Annotated in this window: 18 protein-coding genes; 15 read left to right on the top strand and 3 right to left on the bottom strand. The window is 73.2% G+C overall.

Features of this window, described 5'->3' with window-relative positions:
- Positions 1–4 precede the first annotated feature (4 nt).
- The 4 genes from ABTY61_RS06050 (at position 5) to ABTY61_RS06035 (ending at position 4,697) form a co-directional block, all read left to right on the top strand.
- Complete coding sequence (locus tag ABTY61_RS06050) at positions 5–967, top strand: threonine ammonia-lyase (protein ID WP_350503689.1); 963 nt, start codon at positions 5–7, stop codon at positions 965–967.
- 100 nt (positions 968–1,067) lie between these two features.
- On the top strand, positions 1,068–2,231 hold the full coding sequence (gene mqnE, locus ABTY61_RS06045) for an aminofutalosine synthase MqnE (protein WP_350503688.1): 1,164 nt from the start codon (positions 1,068–1,070) through the stop codon (positions 2,229–2,231).
- A gap of 115 nt (positions 2,232–2,346) precedes the next feature.
- On the top strand, positions 2,347–3,630 hold the full coding sequence (locus ABTY61_RS06040; RefSeq protein ID WP_350503687.1) for a L,D-transpeptidase family protein: 1,284 nt from the start codon (positions 2,347–2,349) through the stop codon (positions 3,628–3,630).
- Positions 3,631–3,752: 122 nt separating this feature from the next.
- Positions 3,753–4,697 carry a beta-ketoacyl-ACP synthase III gene (locus ABTY61_RS06035; RefSeq protein WP_350503686.1) on the top strand — a complete coding sequence of 315 codons (945 nt, stop codon included), beginning with the start codon at positions 3,753–3,755 and terminating at the stop codon, positions 4,695–4,697.
- Positions 4,698–4,964: 267 nt separating this feature from the next.
- Here ABTY61_RS06035 and ABTY61_RS06030 read toward each other — a convergent pair whose 3' ends face one another.
- Positions 4,965–5,612 carry a TetR family transcriptional regulator gene (locus ABTY61_RS06030; protein ID WP_188307623.1) on the bottom strand — a complete coding sequence of 216 codons (648 nt, stop codon included), beginning with the start codon at positions 5,610–5,612 and terminating at the stop codon, positions 4,965–4,967.
- A 425-nt stretch (positions 5,613–6,037) separates the two neighbouring features.
- Here ABTY61_RS06030 and ABTY61_RS06025 point away from each other — a divergent pair, with 425 nt between their 5' ends.
- Positions 6,038–8,473 carry an outer membrane protein assembly factor BamB family protein gene (locus ABTY61_RS06025; RefSeq protein ID WP_350503685.1) on the top strand — a complete coding sequence of 812 codons (2,436 nt, stop codon included), beginning with the start codon at positions 6,038–6,040 and terminating at the stop codon, positions 8,471–8,473.
- A 39-nt stretch (positions 8,474–8,512) separates the two neighbouring features.
- On the opposite strand, the gene galE is transcribed toward ABTY61_RS06025, so the two are convergent.
- Positions 8,513–9,499 carry a UDP-glucose 4-epimerase GalE gene (galE, locus tag ABTY61_RS06020; RefSeq protein ID WP_350503684.1) on the bottom strand — a complete coding sequence of 329 codons (987 nt, stop codon included), beginning with the start codon at positions 9,497–9,499 and terminating at the stop codon, positions 8,513–8,515.
- A 222-nt stretch (positions 9,500–9,721) separates the two neighbouring features.
- Between galE and ABTY61_RS06015 the strand changes: the two genes are divergently transcribed.
- Complete coding sequence (locus tag ABTY61_RS06015; protein ID WP_502895231.1) at positions 9,722–10,816, top strand: S1C family serine protease; 1,095 nt, start codon at positions 9,722–9,724, stop codon at positions 10,814–10,816.
- A gap of 158 nt (positions 10,817–10,974) precedes the next feature.
- Here ABTY61_RS06015 and ABTY61_RS06010 read toward each other — a convergent pair whose 3' ends face one another.
- Entirely contained in the window at positions 10,975–12,195 is a 1,221-nt protein-coding gene (locus ABTY61_RS06010; protein WP_502895223.1) for a sensor histidine kinase, read from the bottom strand.
- Between the two features lie 285 nt (positions 12,196–12,480).
- Here ABTY61_RS06010 and ABTY61_RS06005 point away from each other — a divergent pair, with 285 nt between their 5' ends.
- Genes ABTY61_RS06005 through ABTY61_RS05965 form a run of 9 tightly spaced genes read left to right on the top strand, consistent with a single transcriptional unit; the run spans position 12,481 to position 20,989 of the window.
- Positions 12,481–12,897: an NADH-quinone oxidoreductase subunit A gene (locus tag ABTY61_RS06005; protein WP_350503683.1), complete on the top strand. Its 417-nt coding sequence runs from the start codon at positions 12,481–12,483 to the stop codon at positions 12,895–12,897.
- Positions 12,888–13,523, top strand: coding sequence for an NADH-quinone oxidoreductase subunit B (locus tag ABTY61_RS06000; protein WP_350503682.1), 636 nt, complete (start codon positions 12,888–12,890; stop codon positions 13,521–13,523). Before ABTY61_RS06005 ends, ABTY61_RS06000 begins: the two co-directional genes overlap by 10 nt.
- The gene (locus ABTY61_RS05995) at positions 13,520–14,653 is read left to right on the top strand and encodes an NADH-quinone oxidoreductase subunit C (protein ID WP_350503681.1); all 1,134 of its coding nucleotides are present in this window, start codon (positions 13,520–13,522) and stop codon (positions 14,651–14,653) included. The genes ABTY61_RS06000 and ABTY61_RS05995 overlap by 4 nt, the downstream gene beginning before the upstream one ends.
- Positions 14,650–15,609, top strand: a complete 960-nt coding sequence (gene nuoH, locus ABTY61_RS05990; RefSeq protein ID WP_502895222.1) for an NADH-quinone oxidoreductase subunit NuoH — start codon at positions 14,650–14,652, stop codon at positions 15,607–15,609. Before ABTY61_RS05995 ends, nuoH begins: the two co-directional genes overlap by 4 nt.
- A complete protein-coding gene (locus ABTY61_RS05985) occupies positions 15,606–16,223 on the top strand; it encodes a NuoI/complex I 23 kDa subunit family protein (protein WP_350503680.1) in 618 nt (205 codons plus the stop codon). The genes nuoH and ABTY61_RS05985 overlap by 4 nt, the downstream gene beginning before the upstream one ends.
- Positions 16,220–16,960 (top strand): NADH-quinone oxidoreductase subunit J family protein, encoded by a 741-nt coding sequence (locus ABTY61_RS05980; protein ID WP_350503679.1) that lies wholly within the window; start codon positions 16,220–16,222, stop codon positions 16,958–16,960. The genes ABTY61_RS05985 and ABTY61_RS05980 overlap by 4 nt, the downstream gene beginning before the upstream one ends.
- On the top strand, positions 16,960–17,337 hold the full coding sequence (gene nuoK, locus ABTY61_RS05975) for an NADH-quinone oxidoreductase subunit NuoK (protein WP_350503678.1): 378 nt from the start codon (positions 16,960–16,962) through the stop codon (positions 17,335–17,337). Before ABTY61_RS05980 ends, nuoK begins: the two co-directional genes overlap by 1 nt.
- A complete protein-coding gene (locus tag ABTY61_RS05970) occupies positions 17,334–19,379 on the top strand; it encodes an NADH-quinone oxidoreductase subunit 5 family protein (RefSeq protein ID WP_350503677.1) in 2,046 nt (681 codons plus the stop codon). Before nuoK ends, ABTY61_RS05970 begins: the two co-directional genes overlap by 4 nt.
- A 53-nt stretch (positions 19,380–19,432) precedes the next feature.
- Positions 19,433–20,989, top strand: coding sequence for a complex I subunit 4 family protein (locus ABTY61_RS05965; RefSeq protein ID WP_350503676.1), 1,557 nt, complete (start codon positions 19,433–19,435; stop codon positions 20,987–20,989).

The raw sequence follows: 20,989 nt of genomic DNA, 5'->3' as shown, positions 1-20,989 counted from the left end.
CGAGATGGTCCTGGTCGGTCTGGAGGAGCTGCACGCCGCCCGGCAGCGGATCGCGGGAGTCGCGGTGCGCACCCCGCTGGTCCCCGCCCCCTGGGCGTCCGAGGGCGAGCGGCGGCTCTGGCTCAAGCCCGAGAACCTCCAGCCGACCGGGGCCTTCAAGACCCGCGGCGCCTACAACCGGCTGGCCGCGCTGACCGCGGACGAGCGCGCCCGCGGCGTGGTCGCCCAGTCCAGCGGCAACCACGCGCAGGCGGTCGCCTACGCGGCGCAGCTGCTCGGCCTGAAGGCCGTGATCGTGATGCCGGACACCTCGCCCGCGGTGAAGGTGGAGGCCACCCGCTCGTACGGCGCCGAGGTGATCCTCGTCCCACCGGCGGAGCGGGACGCCCTGCCCGCCGAGCTGGCCGAGCGGCACGGCTACGTCTGGGTGCCGCCGTACGACGACCCGTTCATCATCGCGGGCCAGGGCACGGTCGGCCTGGAGATCGCCGAGGACGCCCCGGCCGGACTGGACACCGTCCTGGTGCCGGTCAGCGGCGGCGGCCTGATCGGCGGGACGGCGGCCGCGCTCAAGCTCACCCGCCCGGGCGTCCGGGTGATCGGGGTGGAGCCGGAGCTGGCCGCCGACGCCCAGGCGAGCCTGCGCTCCGGCCGCCGGGTGGAGTGGCCGGTCGCCGACACCTACCGGACGGTCGCGGACGGCCTGCGCACCCCCTCGGTCGGCGTGCTGCCGTACGAGCACATCACCGCCTACGTGGACGACATCGTCACCGTCACGGAGGACGAGATCCGCGCCACCGTCGCCCTGCTGGCCCGCCGCGGCCGGCTGGTCGCCGAGCCCTCCGGGGCGGTCGCCCCGGCCGCGTACTTCCACCGCGCCGCCGAGACCGGGGGCCGGTCGGTCGCCGCCGTGGTCAGCGGCGGCAACGTCGACCCGGGTCTGCTCGCGGAGCTGCTCGCGGCGTAGGGGGCCTGTCCGGGGGGCACGCCCTCGCCGGGCTGCGCGCGGCATAGGCGTAACCTCGTCTCCGGCAAGGAATCGAATGTCTGAGGAGGCGGGGCACCGCATGGACGCAGGGCTCAAGCGCGAGCTGGAGGCGAAGGTCTACGCGGGTGAGCGGCTGACCCGCGAGGACGGGATCGCGCTCTACGAGAGCGACGACCTGGCCTGGCTGGGCGGTCTGGCCCACCACGTGCGGACGCGCAAGAACGGCGACGTCGTCCACTTCAACGTCAACCGCCACCTCAACATGACGAACGTCTGCAGCGCGTCCTGCGCGTACTGCTCGTTCCAGCGCAAGCCGGGCGAGAAGGACGCCTACACGATGCGCATCGAGGAGGCCGTCCGCCTCGCCAAGGCGATGGAGAGCGAGTCCCTCACCGAGCTGCACATCGTCAACGGGCTGCACCCGACCCTGCCGTGGCGCTACTACCCGCGCTCGCTGCGGGAGCTCAAGGCGGCGCTGCCGAACGTCTCGCTGAAGGCCTTCACCGCCACCGAGATCCACTGGTTCGAGAAGATCAGCGGCCTGCCCGCCGACGAGATCCTGGACGAGCTGATCGACGCAGGCCTGGAGTCGCTGACCGGCGGCGGCGCGGAGATCTTCGACTGGGAGGTCCGCCAGCACATCGTCGACCACGACACCCACTGGGAGGACTGGTCGCGGATCCACCGCCTCGCGCACGCCAAGGGCCTCAAGACGCCGGCCACCATGCTGTACGGCCACATCGAGGAGCCCCGCCACCGGGTCGACCACGTGCTGAGGCTGCGCGAGCTGCAGGACGAGACCGGCGGCTTCCAGGTCTTCATCCCGCTGCGCTACCAGCACGACTTCCACGACTCCAAGGACGGCGTCGTGCGCAACAAGCTGATGGCCCGTACCGAGATGGCCACCGGCGCCGAGGCGCTGAAGACCTTCGCGGTCTCCCGGCTGCTGTTCGACAACGTCCCGCACGTCAAGGTCTTCTGGGTGATGCACGGTGTCACCACCGCCCAGCTGGCGCTCAGCCACGGCGCGGACGACATGGACGGCTCGGTGGTCGAGTACAAGATCACCCACGACGCGGACAACTTCGGCACCCCGAACAAGCTCGGCCGCGAGGACCTGCTCGGCCTGATCCGGGACGCCGGCTTCCGCCCGGTGGAGCGCAACACCCGCTACGAGGTCATCCGCGAGTACGACGGCCCCGACCTGACGCGTCGCGAGACGCCGCAGGCAATGCGCCTCTGACCTGCGCTTTCCCCGCCGCCCGGACCGCACCCGCGCTCCGGGCGGCGGCGTCTTCACGGCTCCCGCACGCGACCCGGGTTTACCAACGGGTAGGGCGTTTGGCAGGATCGACGACATGTCCGGTTCTCATCGCGCCACCGAGTACCCACCGTACGAGCCGATGCAGGAGCCGGTGTACGGGGTGCCGCAGCAGTCGCACGAGGCGCCGTACACCGCGTACGAGGCGTACCCGCAGCCCGTCGCACAGGAGTACTACGGCGAGTACCGGCAGACGGCTGACGGGTACTCCGGGGCGTACGAGCAGCCGTTCCAGCCCTTCCAGCCGTACGTCGTCGAGCCGGAGCCCGCCCACCAGGAGCCGGCGTTCCACGAGCCGTCGGTCTACCAGGAGACGGTCTACCAGGAGACGGCCTACCAGCAGCCGGTCTACGAGCAGCCGGTCTACGAGGAGCCCGCACCGGTCGAGCCCCTCGCACCCCTCGCCTCCGTCACGCCCCTCGCCGCAGCGGCCCCCGCGCCCGGTGGCCGGGCCGCCGCCCGGGGCCGGCGGCGCAAGGCCAAGCCGAAACGTCACGGCAAGGCCGTGATGGCCGGCACCGCGCTGCTGGTCGCGGCCGCCGCCGGCTGGTACACCGTCGGCCAGGACGGCACCAAGTCCGTCGCCGCGGCCGCCGACGGCCCCGGACCGGAGGGCGTCAGCAAGCCCGACCACCCCGTGACGCCCGACCCCGCGGCCGTCCAGGCCGCCGCCGACCGGCAGGCCGCCCCCGCGGCCGCCGGGCGCGGCGAGACCCGCCCGGACGGCTCGCTGGCCGCGATACCCGGCCTCGGTGCCGCCTTCACCGCGAAGATCCCGGCCACGACCGCCCAGGTCGTGGTCGCCACCGGCCAGGGCAAGGACACCGACAAGAACAGCGTCACCCTGTGGACCCGCACCCCCGAGGGCCGCTGGCTGGCCGGTGAGACCTGGCAGGGCCACAACGGCAAGAACGGCTGGACCACCGACCACAACGAGGGCGACCTGCGCAGCCCGATCGGCGTCTTCGAGCTCACCGACGCCGGCGGCCGCAACGCCAACCCCGGCAGCAAGCTCCCGTACGACAAGGACGCCAGCTTCGTGGTCTCCGGCACGGGCTTCTTCGGCGACCAGCTGGCGGGCTCCTTCGACTACGTGGTCGCGATCAACTACAACCGGGTCGCCGGCAGCTCCCCGCTCGACATGCGCCGCCCGATGGGCAGCAAGAAGGGCGGCGGCATCTGGCTGCACGTCGACCACGACGGCCCGACCCACGGCTGCGTGTCGATACCCGAGGACAAGATGGCCCAGCTGATCCGCACCCTGGACCCGGCCGCCCATCCGGTGATCGTGATGGGCGACGCCACCTCGCTGGCCGCCTGACCTCGGCGGACGCCCGGGCCCAGACGCCGCAAGGGCCTTGTGGAGCCCCTACAGATCACAGGTGCGGATCCTGTAGCCGGTCATGCCCGGTTGACCAGCGGGTAACCCGGTTCCATGGCAGCATGAGCGGTTCGCGCATTGTGGCACTCGGGCACTACCAGCCTTCCAAGGTCCTCTCCAACGACGACCTGGCGGCACTCGTCGACACCGACGACGCATGGATCCGCGCCCGGGTGGGCATCCGTACCCGGCACATCGCCGAGAGCGAGACCCTGGTCGACCTCGCCACCGAGGCCGCGCAGAAGGCGCTGGCCAACAGCGGCCGGACGGCGGCGGAGATCGACCTGGTCGTGGTCGCCACCTGCACCGCGATCGAGCGCAGTCCCAACACGGCCGCCGCGGTGGCCGCCCGGCTGGGCGTCCGCGCGCCCGCCGCGTACGACATCAACACGGTCTGCTCCGGCTTCTCGTACGCGCTGGCCACCGCCGACCACGCGATCCGGGCCGGGGCGGCCCGGCGGGCGCTGGTGATCGGCGCAGAGCGGATGTCCGACACCCTCGACTGGACCGACCGCTCCACCTGCGTGATCTTCGGCGACGGCGCGGGCGCCGCGGTGGTCGAGGCCCAGGAGGAGGGCGCCGAGCCGGGCATCGGCCCGGTGGTCTGGGGCTCCGAGCCCGAACGGGGCGACGCCGTGGTGATCACCGGCTGGGACCCGGTGATCAGCCAGCAGGGCCAGTCGGTGTTCCGCTGGGCCACCACCCAGCTCGCCCCGCTGGCCCGGCAGGCCTGCGAGCGGGCCGGGCTCGACCCGTCGGAGCTGAAGGGCTTCGTCCCGCACCAGGCCAACCTGCGGATCATCGACGCGATCGCCGCCAAGCTGGGCCTCGCCGACGCGGTGGTGGCCAGGGACGTGGTCGACTCCGGCAACACCTCGGCCGCCTCGATCCCGCTCGCCTTCTCCAAGCTGGTCGAGCGCGGCGAACTCTCCCCGGGCGACCCGGTCCTGCTCTTCGGCTTCGGCGGCGGCCTGGCCTACGCCGGCCAAGTGGTCCGCTGCCCCTGATCCGCCCGCCCGCTTCCCGGACGCCCGCCCCGGGCCGAAGGGGAGCGCCGACCGTCGGCCCCGGGGCAGAGCGCCCCGGAGGCGAGTGGGCGATCAGCAGCATGCCGGTGGGCGGGCACCCTGTGTGAGGGGTGCCCGCCCACCGGCATGTCTGGCGCGCGTGCGGTACGTCGGCGGACCTCCCCCGAGGACACGGCCGCCGTCCGTCGTTCCCCGGACAGGAGGCCGGGGCTGCGCGCGGAGCGGATGGTGGGTCGGAGGACGGTCCTACTTGGGCGCCTTCTTGCCGGTGACGCCCAGGTACACCAGGGGAGCGAGGTTGGGCTTGAGGTCCTTGACCTTGACGCCCCAGGAGGTGAAGGCCTTCTGGTGCTCGGCCGCCGAGGCGAGCAGCGAGACCAGGGCCCCGGCGACGGCGTTCGGGTCGAGCGACTTGTCGGCCTGACCCTTCGCCTGGAGTTCCTTGACGGCCTCCGCGAGTGGCTTGGCGACCGAGTTGAGGACGGTCATGCGGATCTTGAAGAACCGCTTGTCCCCTTCTGCGGCACCGAGCGTGACCACTCGGAGAATGGCGTCGTTCTTGCGCCAGAAGGCGAGGAATCCGTCGACCAGTTCTTCCGAAGTGGTCGGTCCGGACTTCCCTGCCCAGGACTTTCCGGCCACCAGCTCTTTGAGGGTGTCGGAGTCCTTGGCCATTTCCTCGGCGATTTCGAGGACTGCGCCCTCGACATCCGGGAAGTACTGGTAGAAGGTCGCGGGGGAGGTACCCGCCATACGGGCGACGTCGATGACCTTGACGTCCCGATAGGGCGACGTGCTGAGCATCTCGCGGAGGCAGTCGAGCAGCTTCTGCCGCGTCTCCTGTCCGCGTCGCCCGGCGACGCGACCGTCGACGGTGCGAACTTGTCCTGTCATGCCGTCAGCTTACCGTGGCACGATCTTGGCGCGATTCGGTGATGCGACTATTACTCCGCACGGGGGGTTGCTATAGCGGCCTGAAGCACTTCGGACGGATATTCACCGGGGTCCGAAGCCGGTCTTGAAGCCCCCCCGTGTGCTTTTGACCCCATAGCGTGACGGCGAGTCCGCTGAGGGGTGGTCGAGTGACAGAGCGTGACTGTCGGTCCGGGTCGACACGTCGACGGTCCGGGCCCCGGGGCGCAAGCCGCGGCCGGATCGGGCGTCAGAATCCGGCCGTTCCGTCACTGCTGACCAGCGGACTGTCGGCCCGGGGCGGCGGCCTCCTCCCGGTGGGGGAGGTTGGAGATGCACCGGGCGGCATTGGAGAATCGGGTCCGGCACCACGCGGCGGGTGCGGATGACGGGGAGGTGGCTGCGGAGTGGACCAGCTGACGGCGCACGATCCGAGGAGGATCGGGCCCTTCGAGGTGCTGGGGCGGCTCGGCGCGGGCGGGATGGGGCTGGTCTACCTGGCGCGCTCTGCGGCCGGGCGACGAGTGGCCATCAAGACCGTCCGGGGGGAGCTGGCCGAGGACGAGCTGTTCCGGGTCCGCTTCGCCCGTGAGATCGCGGCGGCCAAGACGGTCGGCGGCTTCTACACGGCGGCCGTGGTGGACGCCGACGCGGACGCCCGGGTGCCCTGGCTGGCCACCGCGTACATCCCGGCGCCCTCGCTGGAGGACCTGGTCGAGGAGTGCGGGCCGCTGCCGGTCGGCGCCACCCGCTGGCTGGTCGCGGGCATCGCCGAGGCGCTGGAGTCCATCCACGCGGCCGGGCTGATCCACCGCGACCTCAAGCCCTCCAACGTCCTGGTGGTCGAGGACGGCCCGAAGGTGATCGACTTCGGCATCGCGGCCGGGGTCTCCAGCACCCGGCTGACCATGACCAACGTCGCGGTCGGCACCCCCGCCTACATGTCCCCGGAGCAGGCCCGGGACAGCCGTACCGTCCGCGGCGCCAGCGACGTCTTCTCGCTCGGCTCGCTGATGGTCTTCTGCGCCACCGGGCACCCGCCGTTCCGGGGCTCCAACCCGGTCGAGACGGTGTTCCAGCTGCTCCGCGAGGAGCCGGACCTCACCGGCATGGCGCCCGAGCTGATGGACCTGGTCCGCGCCTGCATGCAGCAGGCGCCCGAGCGCCGGCCCACCCCGGCGCAGATCCAGGCCGAACTGGCCCCGCACCTGTTCTCCCGGGACGACGCCACCGGCGAGGCCGGCGACTGGCTGCCCCCGCACGCGCTGGAGCTGATCGAGCGCAAGCGCGGCCGCCGCCCGAGCCCCCAGGCCCGCCCGTACGCCGGTCCGGCCGAGCCGGTGCGGCCGCCGCACACCCAGGGCCCGCCGCAGCCGCACGTGCCGCCGCAGCACCCCGGCCCGGACGACCCGCGCACCTACCCGGGCGCCGGGCACGCGCCGCCGTCTGGTCCGGTCCACGCCGGGCCGGTGCACGCCGGGCCGGTGCACACCGGTCCGCGCCCGGGGAGCCCGGACGACGCCGTCCCGACCGCGAAGATCCCCTCCAAGAACAAGCACCGCGCGCCCACCGGTGCCGTGGCCGTCGAGGTGCAGCTGTCCGGCGCCTCGGTGCGGATAGGCCCGGGGCCCCGTGCCGAGCACGAGCAGCCCGGCCCGGGCACCGCTCCGGCCGCGACCGACTGGGTCCGCCGGGCGGCGCCGACCCCGCCACCGGTCCCGGTCCCCCCGGCCTCCACGCCGCCGCCGGCCGCCCGCTGGCGCCCCTGGAGGTTCCGGATGTCCAACGACGTCTGGGGCACCCCGGTGGTCGCCGACGGCACGCTCTTCGTCTCCAGCTTCGAGGTGCACGCGCTGGACATCGCCTCCGGCGAGCGCCGCTACAAGACCCGGGACGTCGCCTGGGCGCTCGCGGTGGACGCCGGCCGGGTGCACGCCGCGGACGGCCCGCACCTGTACACCGTGGACGTCGCGGACGGCACCGAGCGCTGGCGCACCTCGCTGGACGGCTGGGTCTACTCGCTCTCCGCCGCCGACGGCGTGCTCTGCTGCGGCGTGCGCGGCGGCGGCGTCCAGCTGCGCGCCGCCGCCACCGGCGCCGAGCTGTGGCGCGCCGACGATGCCCAGCAGGACTACGAGAACCCGCAGTCCGGCCCGGTCCTGGTGGCCGGCGCCGCCTACTACTACGGCGCCGGACGGCTGCGCTGCGTGGACCCGCGCGGCGCCGGCCTGCGCTGGTCCTTCCAGGTCGGCGAGGACGTGCCCGCGCACCCGGTCGAGCGCGGCGGCGTGCTGTACGTGACGGCGGGCACCCGGGTGTACGCGCTGGACGCGGCCAGCGGCACCGAGCGCTGGCGCTTCGACGCCCCGGTGGTGCTGTTCACCCCGCCGGCGCTGGACGGCGACGCGGTCTACGTGGCCGACTACCTGGGCACCGTCTACGCGCTGGACGCGGCCACCGGAACGGACCGCTGGCGCGGGGTCACCGGCAGCCGCCAGGGCGCCGAACCGGTGGTGGTCGGGGACGGCATGGTGCTGGTGGGCAGCGGTGAGGTGCTGTACGCCTTCGAGGCGGCGACCGGCCGGGAGCGCTGGCGCTACACCGCGCGCGGCGAGATCGTCGGCTCCCCGGCGGTGGCCGACGGCCTGGTGCACCTGGGCAGCCGGGACCACTCGCTGCACACCCTGGACCTGGCGACCGGTCAGCTGCGCTGGGAGCTCGGCACCAAGGGCGAGCTCACCGGCTCCCCGGTGGCGGTAGGCGGGCGGGTCTTCGTCGGCTCCAAGGACCGCTGCGTGTACGCGCTGGACGCCTATTACGGCACGGCGGTGCCCGCCCGCTGAGCGGGGCGGACACCGCCGTCCGGTGGTGCTGCCCGGGGGTCAGGCCTTGCGGGCCCCGGGGTGGCGGCTGCACCAGCCCTCCCACGCGGAGGAGACCATGTCCGCCACGTCGTGGCTCGCGGTCCAGCCCAGCTCGCGGTGGATCAGGTCGGCGGAGGCCACCACCCGGGCCGGGTCGCCGGGGCGGCGCGGGGTCACCTCGGCGGTGGTGTCGTAGCCGGTGACCTTGCCGATGACCTCGATCATCTCCTTGACGCTGACGCCCTCGCCGCGGCCGATGTTGAGCACCAGCGCGGTCTCGCCGGCCGGGTCGGCGGCCAGCCGCTTGGCGGCGGCGACATGGGCCGAGGCGATGTCGGAGACGTGGATGTAGTCGCGGACGCAGCTGCCGTCCGGGGTCGCGTAGTCGTCGCCGAAGACCCGCGGCGCCTGGCCGGCGGTCAGCCGCTCGAAGACCATCGGGACCAGGTTGAACACCCCGGCGTCGGAGAGCTCGGGGGAGGCGGCGCCGGCCACGTTGAAGTAGCGCAGGGCCACGGTGGACATCCCGTGGGCCTTGCCCGCCGCGGCGACCAGCCACTCGCCGGCCAGCTTGGTCTCGCCGTACGGGCTCATCGGGGCGCAGGGGGTGGACTCGGTGACCAGGTCGACGTCCGGCATGCCGTAGACGGCGGCGGAGGAGGAGAACAGGAAGCGCTTGACGCCGCCCTCGGCCGCGGCCTCCAGCACCGTCTGCAGGCCGATCATGTTCTCCCGGTAGTACAGGAACGGCTGCTCGACCGACTCGCCGACCTGCTTCTTGGCGGCGAAGTGCAGGACGCCCTCGATGCCGTGCTCGCGGATCGCGGCGTCCAGGACGGCGCGGTCCAGGGTGGAGCCCTCGATCAGCGGGACACCGGCCGGCACCCGGGAGGCGTCGCCGGTGCTGAGGTCGTCCAGGACGGCGACGCGCTCACCGGCGTCGAGCAGCTGGCGGACGACGTGCCCGCCGATGTATCCGGCACCGCCGGTGATCAACCAAGTCATGCGGCAATCCTAGGCGTTCGGTTTCGGCCCCCGAGCTCGGGCGAGTCCAGCCAGCAAAACGGACAAATCGGTGGAATGCTGACAAAGATTTCCGTGCTCTCATGCCCCGCGCCCCTGGCGCGGTGTCGAATCGGAGGCAGCCAGGTGAGCCGAAAGAAGGAACACAACCGACCGCTGCCGGCCGGCCCCCGGCCGACCGGACCCAAGGCGGCGCACCGGCGGCTGCTCGCGCCGGGCGCGGTCGCGGCCGTCACGGCGCTCGCCCTGGCGCTGGCCGGGTGCAGCAGCTCGTCCTCCTCTTCGGCCTCCTCGCCCTCGGCAGGCTCCTCCTCCGGCGCGAGCAAGCAGGCCTCCGCCGCCCCCGCCGCCCAGCCGGGCGGCGCCAACCAGCTGCAGGACGCGTACCAGAAGGTGATCGCCGACGTGCTGCCCTCGGTGGTCCAGATCACCACCGGCGACAGCCTCGGCTCCGGGATCGTCTACGACGACAAGGGCGACATCGTCACCAACGCCCACGTGGTCGGCTCGGCGAGCACCTTCACCGTCACACTGGCCAACTCCACCAAGGCGCTGGACGCCACCCTGGTCGCCAGCTACCCCGACTCCGACCTCGCGGTGATCAAGCTCAGCAACCCGCCCGGCGGCCTCAAGCCGGCGACCTTCGGCGATTCGGGCAAGGTCCAGCTCGGTCAGATCACCCTGGCCATGGGCAGCCCGCTCGGGCTCTCCAGCAGCGTCACCCAGGGCATCGTCTCGGCCACCGGGCGGACCGTCTCCGAGCCCCGCGGCGGCGGTTCGCCGGGCGCCACCATCGGCAACATGGTGCAGACCTCGGCCGCGATCAACCCGGGCAACAGCGGCGGCGCGCTGGTCAACCTGGACAGCCAGGTGATCGGCATCAACACCCTCGCCGCGACCGAGCCGCAGACCAACGGCGCGGCCGCCCCCGGCATCGGCTTCGCCATCCCGGCGTCCACCATCACCAGCATCACCGACCAGCTGATCAAGCAGGGCAAGGTCACCAACACCGGTCGGGCCGCGCTCGGCATCACCGCCCGGACCAGCTTCAACCAGCAGTTCCAGCCGGCCGGCGCGGTCATCGTGGCGGTCAGCCAGGGCGGCGCGGCCGCCGCGGCGGGGCTCCAGGCCGGGGACGTCATCACCAAGATCGGTGACACCCCGGTCGACTCGCTGAACGCGCTCACCACCGCGCTGGCCTCGCTCACCCCGGGCAGCAAGGTCACCGTCACCTACACCAGGGACGGCAACAGCAAGACCGCCGACGTCACCCTCGGCACGCTGGAGAGCAGCTCCTAGCCGCCCCCCGACCCCGGTACGCCGGCCGGCCCGCCCACCGTGCAAGGGTTCCGCGGGCCGACTGCCGTACCGGCCCGGCGCCGGGACCGGTCCACTGCCTCGGACGGGTCCCGGCGCCCCTTCGCGTTCCTGGACGGCCCTCGCGTTCCCGGGCGGCCCTAGCGGCGGGCGGTGCGGGTGCGCCAGGGCAGCTCCACGGTGACGGTGGTCGGGCCGCCCGCCGGGCTCTCCACCAGGAACACCCCGTCCACCGCCCGGATCCGCTCGGCCAGCCCGCCCAGGCCGCTGCCCGGGTAGGGGGCGGCCCCGCCCCGGCCGTCGTCCTGGACCAGCACCATCAGCTGGTCGTCCGAGCGCCAGACGTCCACCGAGGCGGTGTCGGCGCCCGCGTGCTTGGAGACGTTGGTCAGCAGCTCGCTGACGGTGAAGTAGGCGATGCCCTCGACCGCCGAGTCCGGGCGCTCGGGCTCGCCGTCCGGCCCGGTGAGGTCGACGTTCACCTTCACCCCGCCCGGGACGGTGCAGCGGGCCGAGACGGCGGACAGCGCCGCGTCCAGGCCGCGGTCGGTGAGCACCGCCGGGTGGATGCCGCGGGCCAGGTCGCGCAGCTCCTGGAGGGCCAGTTTCACCTCGCCGTGCGCGTTGTCGACCATCCGGGTGGCGGCCGCCATGTCCTCCTGGCTCTCCACCTCCCGCAGCCGCTCCTTGGCCATGCCGAGGTCCATCGCCAGCGCGACCAGGCGGGCCTGGGCGCCGTCGTGCAGGTCGCGCTCGATCCGGCGCAGGTCGGCGGCGGCGGTGTCGACCACGGTGCCGCGGTCGTCCTCCAGCTCGCGCACCCGTTCGGCCAGCGCGCCGGGAAAGAGCAGCGACTCGATCAGGATCCGGTCGACCGCGGCCATCGCGCGCACCACGAAGGGCAGCACCGGCCACAGCGCGACCACCGAGACCAGGGTCAGGGTGAAGCTCAGGATGCCCCAGGGCAGCATCAGCACGTTGTAGAGCGCCGAGCGCCAGTTCAGCAGGTCGGTGAGGTGGGCGATGGTGTAGCCGACCATGCCCGGGCGGCGCTGCTGCACCGGCTGCGGATCGTCGATCGCGGAGCCGTACGCCGTGCGCGCCCGGCTGCGGCCCAGGGCGCCCAGGGCGCGGGAGCCGGCCAGGCCGGCGGCCAGCACCGGCAGGCCGATCACCGTCACCGCCAGCCCCAGGCCGGCCGACAGCGCGGTCACCGAGAGCACGAAGCCGGCGACGCCCAGTGGGAAGTTGAGCATCAGGTGCCCGACCTGGCGCCACATCCGCGCGCCGTACAGCGGCGGGCGCTCCATCCGAGCGTCCTGCTCCTTGATGGCGTCCACGGCGCGGTTCAGCGACTTCATCGGATCATCCGTCCCCTCGATCGAGCTGGCGGACCCCAGCATCCCGAACGGGGGAGGCGCTGTGCCATGGGGGTGATACTTCCTCCCGGCCGGGGGTTATCCCCACCCCCCGGGGTCCCCGGGTGTTCACCGGGTTGTCCACGGGACGTCTTGCGGACCGGGCAGGTTTCGGGGGGAGTGGAGCCCGCCCCTTAGACTCACGCATTGGCCATGGTTAAGACCGTGTGAGGAAAAGTCGTAGAACTGTCTTGAGGGCGGGTTCGCGGCCGAGGTGGAGGCGAAGGCATGGAGGGGCAGCAGGCGGCTGCCGTCGCGGCCGACCCGGCGGTCGGCGGCGGCTACTTCGACGCGTACGCCGCGATGGGCCTGCTGGCCGTCATCGGCGTGCTCTTCGTGACCGTGGCGTTCACCGCCAACCGGCTGCTGCGGCCGGTGGTCCACTCGCCCGAGAAGCTCCTCGCCTACGAGTGCGGGGTGGACCCGGTGGGCGAGGACTGGGCGCACACCCAGATCCGGTACTACGTGTACGCGTTCCTGTACGTGATCTTCGCGGTCGACGCGATCTACCTGTTCCCGTGGGCGACGGTCTTCGCCGCCGCCGGGTACGGGGCCGGAACGCTGGTGGAGATGTTCCTCTTCATCGGCTTCCTCGCGGTCGGACTGCTCTACGCCTGGAAGAAGGGCGTTCTGGAATGGACGTGACGCACACCCACTCGCACGGTGGCCAGGGCGGTCCCGTCCCGCTCGGACTGCCCGACCCCGCCAACCCCGGCGCGGTCGAGCGCCGCGGCATCGGCCCGCTGGCCCGGCTCGCGCCCGACCCGGTCAAGGTCGTGCTCAACTGGGGCCGCCGCTACAGCCTCTGGTGCTTCAACTTCGGCCTGGCCTGCTGCGCGATCGAGTTCATCGCCGCGTCCATGGCCAAGCACGACTTCATCCGGATGGGCGTCATCCCGTTCGCGCCCGGCCCCCGGCAGGCGGACCTGATGATCGTCTCCGGGACGGTCACCGACAAGATGGCGCCCGCCGTCAAGCGCCTCTACGAGCAGATGCCCGAGCCGAAGTACGTCATCTCCTTCGGCGCCTGCTCCAACTCCGGCGGCCCCTACTGGGACTCCTACTCCGTCACCAAGGGCGTGGACCAGATCATCCCGGTCGACGTCTACGTGCCCGGCTGCCCGCCGCGGCCCGAGGCGCTGCTCCAGGGCATCCTCAAGCTCCAGGAGAAGATCGCCGCCGAGTCCCTGCCCGACCGCTACGCCGCGCCCGCCTCGGCGCTGCGCCGTCCGCTGGTGGCCGGGCCCTCGAACGGGGGAGGGGCCTCGTGAGCGAGCACAGCGAGCGACCTGGCGAGCGGCTCACGGCCGAGCAGTACGCGGCGTCGGTCGGGGAGTGGGCGGCCGGCGCCGAGGCGTACGGGCTGATCACCGTCGACGTGCCGGCCGAGCACTGGATCGAGGCGCTCACCAGCGCCCGGGACGTGCTGGGCCTGGGCTTCTTCGACTGGCTGAGCGCCGTCGACGAGCTCGCCGAGGGCTTCTCCGTGGTCGCCCACCTCGCCGCCGTCGAGGCGCCGGGCGTGCGGCACCTCGCCCTGCGCACCCGGGTACCGCGCGAGCGGGCCGCGCTGCCGAGCGCCGTCGCGGTGTACGCCGGGGCCGGTTGGCACGAGCGCGAGACCCACGAGATGTTCGGCATCGACTTCTCCGGGCACCCCCACCTGGTCACCCTGCTGCTGCCGGACGGCTTCGAGGGGCACCCGCTGCGCAAGGAGTTCGTGCTCGCGGCGCGGGTCGCCAAGGACTGGCCGGGCGCCAAGGAGCCGGGCGAGTCGGACCACGGCGGCGGCCCGGCCCGGCGCAAGATGCAGCCCGCCGGCGTGCCGGACCCGAACGAGTGGGGGCCGCTCAAGGGCACCCTGCCGCCGGTCGCCGAGCGGCCCGCCCGCGGTGCGCGGGCCGCGGGCGCGGCGGCGCGTACGCCCCGGGCGGGCGCTGCTGCGGGCGCCGGCGCTGCGGCTGCTGCCGGTGCCGGTGTGCCGGCTGCCGAGGGTGCTCCGGTGGTGCGGGCGGACCGGCCGCGGCGCACCAGGTCGGTGGCCGAGGGGTCGGCGAGCCAGGCGGGCGGCGAGGCTCCGGCAGCCGCTGACGGTGCCGCTGCCGATGTGCCGGCTGCCGAGGGTGCCCCGGCGGTGCGGGCGGACCGGCCGCGCCGGACCAGGTCGGTCTCCGACGGTTCGGTCAGCCAGGCCGCCGACGAGCCCGGGCCGGAGCGTCCCGCTCCCGTACGGCCCGCGTCCTCCGACGCGCCCTGGCACAATCCGGTGCCGGCCCACGACGAGAAGCCGGCGGCCGACGGGAAGCCGGCGGCCGACGGGCCCGCGGAGCCCACGGCCGAGCCGGAGCAGAAGGACGACACGGCGGCCGACCCGGCCGACCGGGACGGAGACGGCGCGTGAACCTGCTCGACACGGTGCTCCGCTGCGTCGCGACCCTGGTCGTCTTCCTGGTCTTCCCGCTGCTCATCGGCCAGACCGAGCACAAGGTCATGGCGCACATGCAGGGCCGGCTCGGTCCGATGTACGCGGGCGGCTTCCACGGCTGGGCGCAGCTCGTCGCGGACGGGGTGAAGTTCGTCCAGAAGGAGGACATCGTCCCGGCCGACGCGGACCGCCGGGTCTTCCAGCTGGCGCCCGCCGTCTCGCTGCTGCCGTACCTGTTCGTGCTGCTGGCGATCCCGGTCGGCCCGGACGGCTTCGTCGGCCAGGCGATCGACGCCGGGCTGTTCTTCGTGCTGGCCGTGATGGGCGTCGGCGTGATCGGCAAGCTGATGGCCGGCTGGGCCTCGGCGAACAAGTTCTCGCTGCTCGGCGGCCTGCGGACGGCCGCCCAGCTGATGTCCTACGAGCTGCCGATGGTGCTCGCGGCGGCCTCGGTGGCGATGGCCGCCGGCACCCTGTCGCTGCCCGGCATCCTGGACGCCTGGCAGTGGTACTGGCTGCCCTGGCAGCTCATCGGCGCCTTCGTGTTCTTCACGGCCGGTCTGGCCGAGCTCCAGCGGCCGCCGTTCGACATGCCGGTCGCCGACTCGGAGATCATCTTCGGCGCGTACACCGAGTACACCGGGCTGCGCTTCGCGCTGTTCCTGCTGTCCGAGTACGCGGGCATCCTGGTGGTGTCGGCGCTGACCGCGGTGCTGTTCCTCGGCGGCTGGCACGGGCCGATGGCGGACCAGCTCGGCTGGCTCTGGATGCTCCTCAAGACCTTCGCGCTGGCCTTCCTGGTCATCTGGCTGCGGGTCACCTACCCCCGTCTGCGCGAGGACCAGCTGATGCGCTTCGCGTGGATCGTGCTGATCCCGCTCGCGCTGGTCCAGCTCGCCCTCACCGGCATCATCAAGGTGGCGATCGCATGAGTTTTCCCGGTGCCGGTCTCGCCAAGGGCCTGGCCGTGACGCTGCGGACGATGACGAAGAAGACCGTCACCGCGCAGTACCCCGACGTGCAGCCGGTGCTGCCGCCGCGTTCGCGCGGCGTCATCGCGCTGCTGGAGGAGAACTGCACGGTGTGCATGCTCTGCGCGCGCGAGTGCCCGGACTGGTGCATCTACATCGACTCCCACAAGGAGACGCTGCCGGCCGCCGAGCCGAACGCCCGGGCCCGCACCCGCAACGTGCTGGACCGCTTCGCCATCGACTTCTCGCTCTGCATGTACTGCGGGATCTGCATCGAGGTGTGCCCCTTCGACGCGCTGTTCTGGTCGCCGGAGTTCGAGTACGCGGAGACCGACATCCACGAGCTGACCCACGAGCGGGAGAAGCTCCGCGAGTGGATGTGGACCGTCCCGGCGCCGCCGGCGCTGGACCCGGCGGCCGAGGAGCCCAAGGAGATCGCCACCGCGCGCAAGGCGGCGGACAAGCTGGCGGCCGCCGCTGCGGCCGCCGAGGCCGCTGCCGCTGTCACAACCGCCGAGACTGTCGAGTCCGTCGGGTCGGTCGGGTCCGTCGAGGAGAAGGGTGACGACGCGTGAACGCCGCTGCCACGCTCCTCGCGGCGACCGGTTCCCTGGAGCCGGCCGCCCGTTCGTTCCTGTCCCCGTCCGGGCAGGAGATCGTCTTCCTGCTGGTCGGCATCGCGGTGCTCGGCTCGGCGGTGGTCTCGGTGACCACCAAGCAGCTGGTGCACGCCGCGCTCTGGCTGGTGGTCGCGCTCGGCGGTCTGGCGGTGGAGTTCCTGCTGCTCACGGCCGAGTTCATCGCCTGGGTGCAGGTGCTGATCTACCTGGGCTCGGTGGTCGTCCTGGTGCTGTTCGGGCTGATGCTCACCAAGGCGCCGATCGGGCGCTCGCCGGACGCCGACTCCAAGAACCGCTGGGTCGCCCTGGTCGTGGCGCTGGCCGCGGCCGGGACGCTGGTGACGCTGGTGGTCGACGCCTTCCGGACCTCCTGGATCGACCTCGGTGCGGGCGGCGGTTCGGCCTCCGTCACCGGGGCCAGCCTGTTCCGCAACTGGGTGCTGCCCTTCGAGGCGCTGTCCGTGCTGCTGCTGGCGGCGCTGGTCGGCGCGATCGTGCTGTCGCGCGGGTCCGGGCGCCGGGTGCCCGCGCCCCGGGCGGGCAAGGTGCGGGCCGGACGGCCGGTCGGGTCGAACGGGACCGTGGCCGCGACCGTGCCGCGCACGGCGCCGACCGCCGTGCCGGAAGCCGTACCGGAAGCCGCGCCGGAGACGTCCGCGTCGCAGACGTCCGCGCCGGAGGAGGAGAGCTGATGCACCTCGCCTACCCCGTCGTGCTCGCCGCGCTGCTGTTCAGCGTCGGCGTGTACGGCGTGCTCGCCCGGCGCAACGCCGTCCTGGTGCTGATGTCCGTCGAGCTGATGCTCAACGCCGTCAACCTCGATCTGGTCGCCTTCGACGCCTGGCTGCGCGACTCGCTGCACGCCGGGCAGGCGCTCACCCTGTTCACCATCACCGTCGCCGCCGCCGAGATCGGGCTGGGGCTGGCCATCGTCCTGCTGCTGTTCCGGGCCCGGGGCACCGCCGACATCGACCGGGCCACCGCGCTCGGCGACCCGGCCGAGCCGCACACCCCGGCCGAGGACGAGCCGGTCGCGGCCGAGGCACTGAAGGGCCGGGCCACCGCATGAACCTCGCCCTGCCCGTCCTCGTCCCCGCGCTGCCCGCGCTCGGGGCCGCCGCCACCCTGGCCGTCGGCAAGAAGGCGCCCGGGCTGGCCCGGCCGCTGGCGATCGTCCCGGTCGCCGTCTCGGCCGTGCTCGCCCTGGTGGTCGCCCTCCAGCTCGGCACGGGGCAGACGCTCGACGCGGCCACCCGGCTCACCCCGACCGGCGGCCCGGACATCGCGCTCTCCGTCCACCTGGACGGCTTCACCTCGCTGATCTCGGTGCTGGTCGGCCTGGTCGCCACCTGCGTCCAGGTCTACTCGACCGCGTACCTCAAGGAGGACCGGCGCTACCCCTCGTACGCGGCGCTGGTCTCGCTGTTCACCGCGGCGATGTTCCTGGTGGTCTACTCGGGCGACCTCGTGGTGCTGCTGGTCGGCTGGGAGGTCATGGGCGTCTGCTCGTACTTCCTGATCGGCCACCACTGGGAGACCGCCGACGCCCGCTCGGCCTCGCTCAAGGCCTTCCTGGTCACCAAGCTCGGCGACGTGCCGTTCCTGTTCGGGATCTTCCTGCTCGGCGCGGACGCCGGCAGTTTCCGGATCAGCGACGTGCTGGCGGCCGCGGGCGAGGGCCGGCTCGGCCACCCGACGCTGATCGCGCTGCTGCTGCTCGCCGGCGTCGCCGGGAAGAGCGCCCAGTTCCCGCTGCACACCTGGCTCCCGGACGCGATGGCCGGTCCGACGCCGGTCTCCGCGCTGATCCACGCCGCCACCATGGTCGCGGCCGGCATCTACCTGGTGGCCCGGCTGCTGCCGGTGTTCCTCCAGTCGGGGGCGGCGCTGGTGGTGCTCGCGGTGATGGCCGCCGTGACGATGATCGGCTCGGCGCTCTGCGCGCTCGCCCAGGACGACCTCAAGCGGGTCCTCGCCTACTCCACCGTCGGCCAGCTCGGCTACATGGCCGGCGCGCTGGCCAGCGGGGACCGCGAGGCCTCGGTGTTCCACCTGGTCAGCCACGGTGCGTTCAAGGCGCTGCTGTTCCTGGCCGCCGGGGTGGTGATCCACGCCGCGCACACCAACTCGATCTCCGCGATGTCCAGGGTCCCCGGCCTGCGCAAGCGGGTGCCGGACGCCTACTGGACGATGGGCATCGCCCTGGTCGCGCTCGCCGGGCTGCCGCCGTTCTCCGGCTTCTTCAGCAAGGAGGCGGTGCTGACCGCCGCCGAGCACGCCGCCAACGGCGAGGCGCTGACCAACGGCCTCGGCCCGGCCTCGGCGGTGCCCCAGGCGGCCGGGTGGATCGTGCTGATCTCGGCCGCGCTCACCGCACTGCTCACCGGCGCGTACGCGGCCCGGCTGTTCCTGGTCGCCTTCCACAGCCCGGCGGGCGCGGCCGCGCCGACCGCCGCGGCCGCCCAGGCCGCCCCGGCCGAGCACGAAGCCGACGCGCCGTACTCGCCTGAGCCCGACGAGGCCGACCCGGCCACCGCCGAGCCGCCCGCGATGCGCTGGCCGCTGTGGGTGCTGGCCGTCCCGACCATGGGCTTCGGCGTCGCCGGACTGCGCTCGGACTGGCTGCCCGCCCTGCTGGACGGCGGCTCGCTGCGCCCCAGCGGCGTCACCGCCGTGACCGGCACCGGTCTCGCCGTGGTCGGCGTGCTCGCCGCGTACGGCGCCTGGCGCTCGGCCGCCGCGCGGCTGGGCACCGGCCGTCCCGCCCCGGCCGCCGCCGGGCGGGTGCCCGAGCAGGCCGGAGCCCCGGCCGCCGAGGTGATCGTCGCGGACCCCGGGCGCACCCTGCTCGGCCCGCTGTTCGGACCGGCCCGGCACGGCTTCGGCGTCGACCGGCTCTACCACCTGCTGTTCGTCCGCCCGGTGACCGCCGCGGCCCGGCTGGTCCGCTTCCTCGACCGCGAAGTGGTCGAGGGCTACGTGCAGGGCAGCGGGATCGGCGCCAACCTGCTCGGCCGGGCCGTCCGGCTCGCGCAGACCGGCAACGCGCAGACCTACCTCAGCGCCCTGCTGGCCGGGGTCGTCCTGCTGGCCGTCCTGGTGGCGGTGTAGCCGGTGCTGTCGACCCCCACCCCCGTCCCGTTCACCTCCGCTGGGAGCCCCCGATGAACGCGGTCCTCATCGCCCTCCTGGTGCTGCCACTGCTCGGCGCCGCGCTCACCCTGGCGCCGGTCTTCGGCCCGGACCGGGCCGTCGCCGGCCGGCGGGCGCTGCGGCTGAACTCCGTCGTCACCGGCGCGGTGCTGCTGCTCTCCGTCGCCCTCGCGGCCGGCTTCGACCACGACGCACCGGCCCGGATGCAGGCCACCACCGACGTCTCCTGGATCCCGGCCCTGCACGTGCGCTTCCACCTCGGCGTGGACGGCGTCTCGCTGCCGCTGATCGTGCTGACCGCGTTGCTGACCTTTCTCTGCGCGCTGTACTCGGAGAAGCGGCTGCCGGACGGAGAAGGAGTGCCTTCGGCGCAGGCCTTCGTCGGGCTGTTCCTCCTCCTCGAAGTCGGCATGCTCGCCACCTTCGCGGTGCTGGACCTGATCCTCTTCTTCCTGTCCTTCGAGATCGTGCTGATCCCGATGTACTTCCTGATCGCCCGCTGGGGCAGCGGCGCGAAGGCCCCGGCCGCCAACCGGTTCATCCTCTACACGCTGCTCGGCTCGGCCGTGATGCTGCTCGGCTTCCTGCTGATCGGCAGCAAGGCCGGCACCTTCGACATGCAGGCGCTGGCCGCCGGGCACGGCAACGGCCTGAGCCACACCACCCAGGTGGTCGCCGCGCTCGCGATCATGGTCGGGCTCGCGGTGAAGGCCCCCGCCTGGCCGCTGCACAGCTGGCTCCCCGACGCCCACACCGCCGCCCCGACGGTCGGCTCGGTGCTGCTCGCCGGCGTGCTGCTGAAGATGGGCACGTACGGCCTGGTCCGCGTCCTCCTCCCGGTCGTGCCGGACGGCACCGCGACGCTCGCGCCCTACCTGGGCGCCTTCGCCGCCGTCGGCATCGTCTACGGCTCGCTGGCCTGCCTGGCGCTGGCCCGCCCCGGCGCCAAGGGCGACCTCAAGCGCCTGATCGCGTACTCCTCCGTCGGCCACATGGGCTTCGTGCTGCTCGGCATCGCCTCCCTCACCCCGGTGGGCGTCAACGGCGCCCTGTTCGCCAACATCGCCCACGGTCTGATCACCGGCCTGCTGTTCTTCCTGGTCGGAGCCGTCAAGGACCGCTACGGCACGGCGGACCTGGACACCCTGTCCGGGGCCACCGGCGCCGCCCTGTACGGCCGGGCACCCCGGATCGGCGCGCTGCTCGCCTTCGCCGCCGTGGCCAGCCTCGGCCTGCCCGGCCTGGCCGGCTTCTGGGGCGAGCTGCTCGCCATGTTCGGCGCCTTCGACCCGGCCGCCGGCCTGTCCCGCCCGGCCTTCGTCACCTACATGGCCCTGGCCGGCCTCGGTACCCTGCTCACCGCCGCCTACCTGCTGATCGTGGTCAAGCGCGTCTGCATGGGCGACCCCGAGCAGCCCGCGCCGGTCGGCGAGGTGGCCGACCTGCGGCCGTACGAGGCCGTCAGCTGGACGCCGCTGGCCGCGCTCACCCTGGTGGCCGGACTCTGGCCCGCCCTCCTGCTCGGGCTCTCCGATCCTGCCGTCAAGCACCTCCTCGGGGGTGGCTGA

The sequence above is a fragment of the Kitasatospora sp. NPDC096128 genome (assembly GCF_040303105.1).
In the GTDB taxonomy this organism is placed as follows: Bacteria; Actinomycetota; Actinomycetes; order Streptomycetales; family Streptomycetaceae; genus Kitasatospora.
This window is presented reverse-complemented; position numbering and strand designations above follow the sequence as displayed.

Coding starts and splice junctions, on each gene's coding strand:
- ABTY61_RS05970 (WP_350503677.1), top strand. CDS start 17,334: ATGAACCTCGCCCTGCCCGTCCTCGTCCCCGCGCTGCCCGCGCTCGGG.
- ABTY61_RS06040 (WP_350503687.1), top strand. CDS start 2,347: ATGTCCGGTTCTCATCGCGCCACCGAGTACCCACCGTACGAGCCGATG.
- ABTY61_RS06050 (WP_350503689.1), top strand. CDS start 5: ATGGTCCTGGTCGGTCTGGAGGAGCTGCACGCCGCCCGGCAGCGGATC.
- ABTY61_RS06000 (WP_350503682.1), top strand. CDS start 12,888: ATGGACGTGACGCACACCCACTCGCACGGTGGCCAGGGCGGTCCCGTC.
- nuoK (WP_350503678.1), top strand. CDS start 16,960: ATGCACCTCGCCTACCCCGTCGTGCTCGCCGCGCTGCTGTTCAGCGTC.
- ABTY61_RS05965 (WP_350503676.1), top strand. CDS start 19,433: ATGAACGCGGTCCTCATCGCCCTCCTGGTGCTGCCACTGCTCGGCGCC.
- mqnE (WP_350503688.1), top strand. CDS start 1,068: ATGGACGCAGGGCTCAAGCGCGAGCTGGAGGCGAAGGTCTACGCGGGT.
- ABTY61_RS06035 (WP_350503686.1), top strand. CDS start 3,753: ATGAGCGGTTCGCGCATTGTGGCACTCGGGCACTACCAGCCTTCCAAG.
- ABTY61_RS06010 (WP_502895223.1), bottom strand. CDS start 12,195: ATGAAGTCGCTGAACCGCGCCGTGGACGCCATCAAGGAGCAGGACGCT.
- galE (WP_350503684.1), bottom strand. CDS start 9,499: ATGACTTGGTTGATCACCGGCGGTGCCGGATACATCGGCGGGCACGTC.
- ABTY61_RS06030 (WP_188307623.1), bottom strand. CDS start 5,612: ATGACAGGACAAGTTCGCACCGTCGACGGTCGCGTCGCCGGGCGACGC.
- ABTY61_RS06005 (WP_350503683.1), top strand. CDS start 12,481: ATGGAGGGGCAGCAGGCGGCTGCCGTCGCGGCCGACCCGGCGGTCGGC.
- ABTY61_RS05985 (WP_350503680.1), top strand. CDS start 15,606: ATGAGTTTTCCCGGTGCCGGTCTCGCCAAGGGCCTGGCCGTGACGCTG.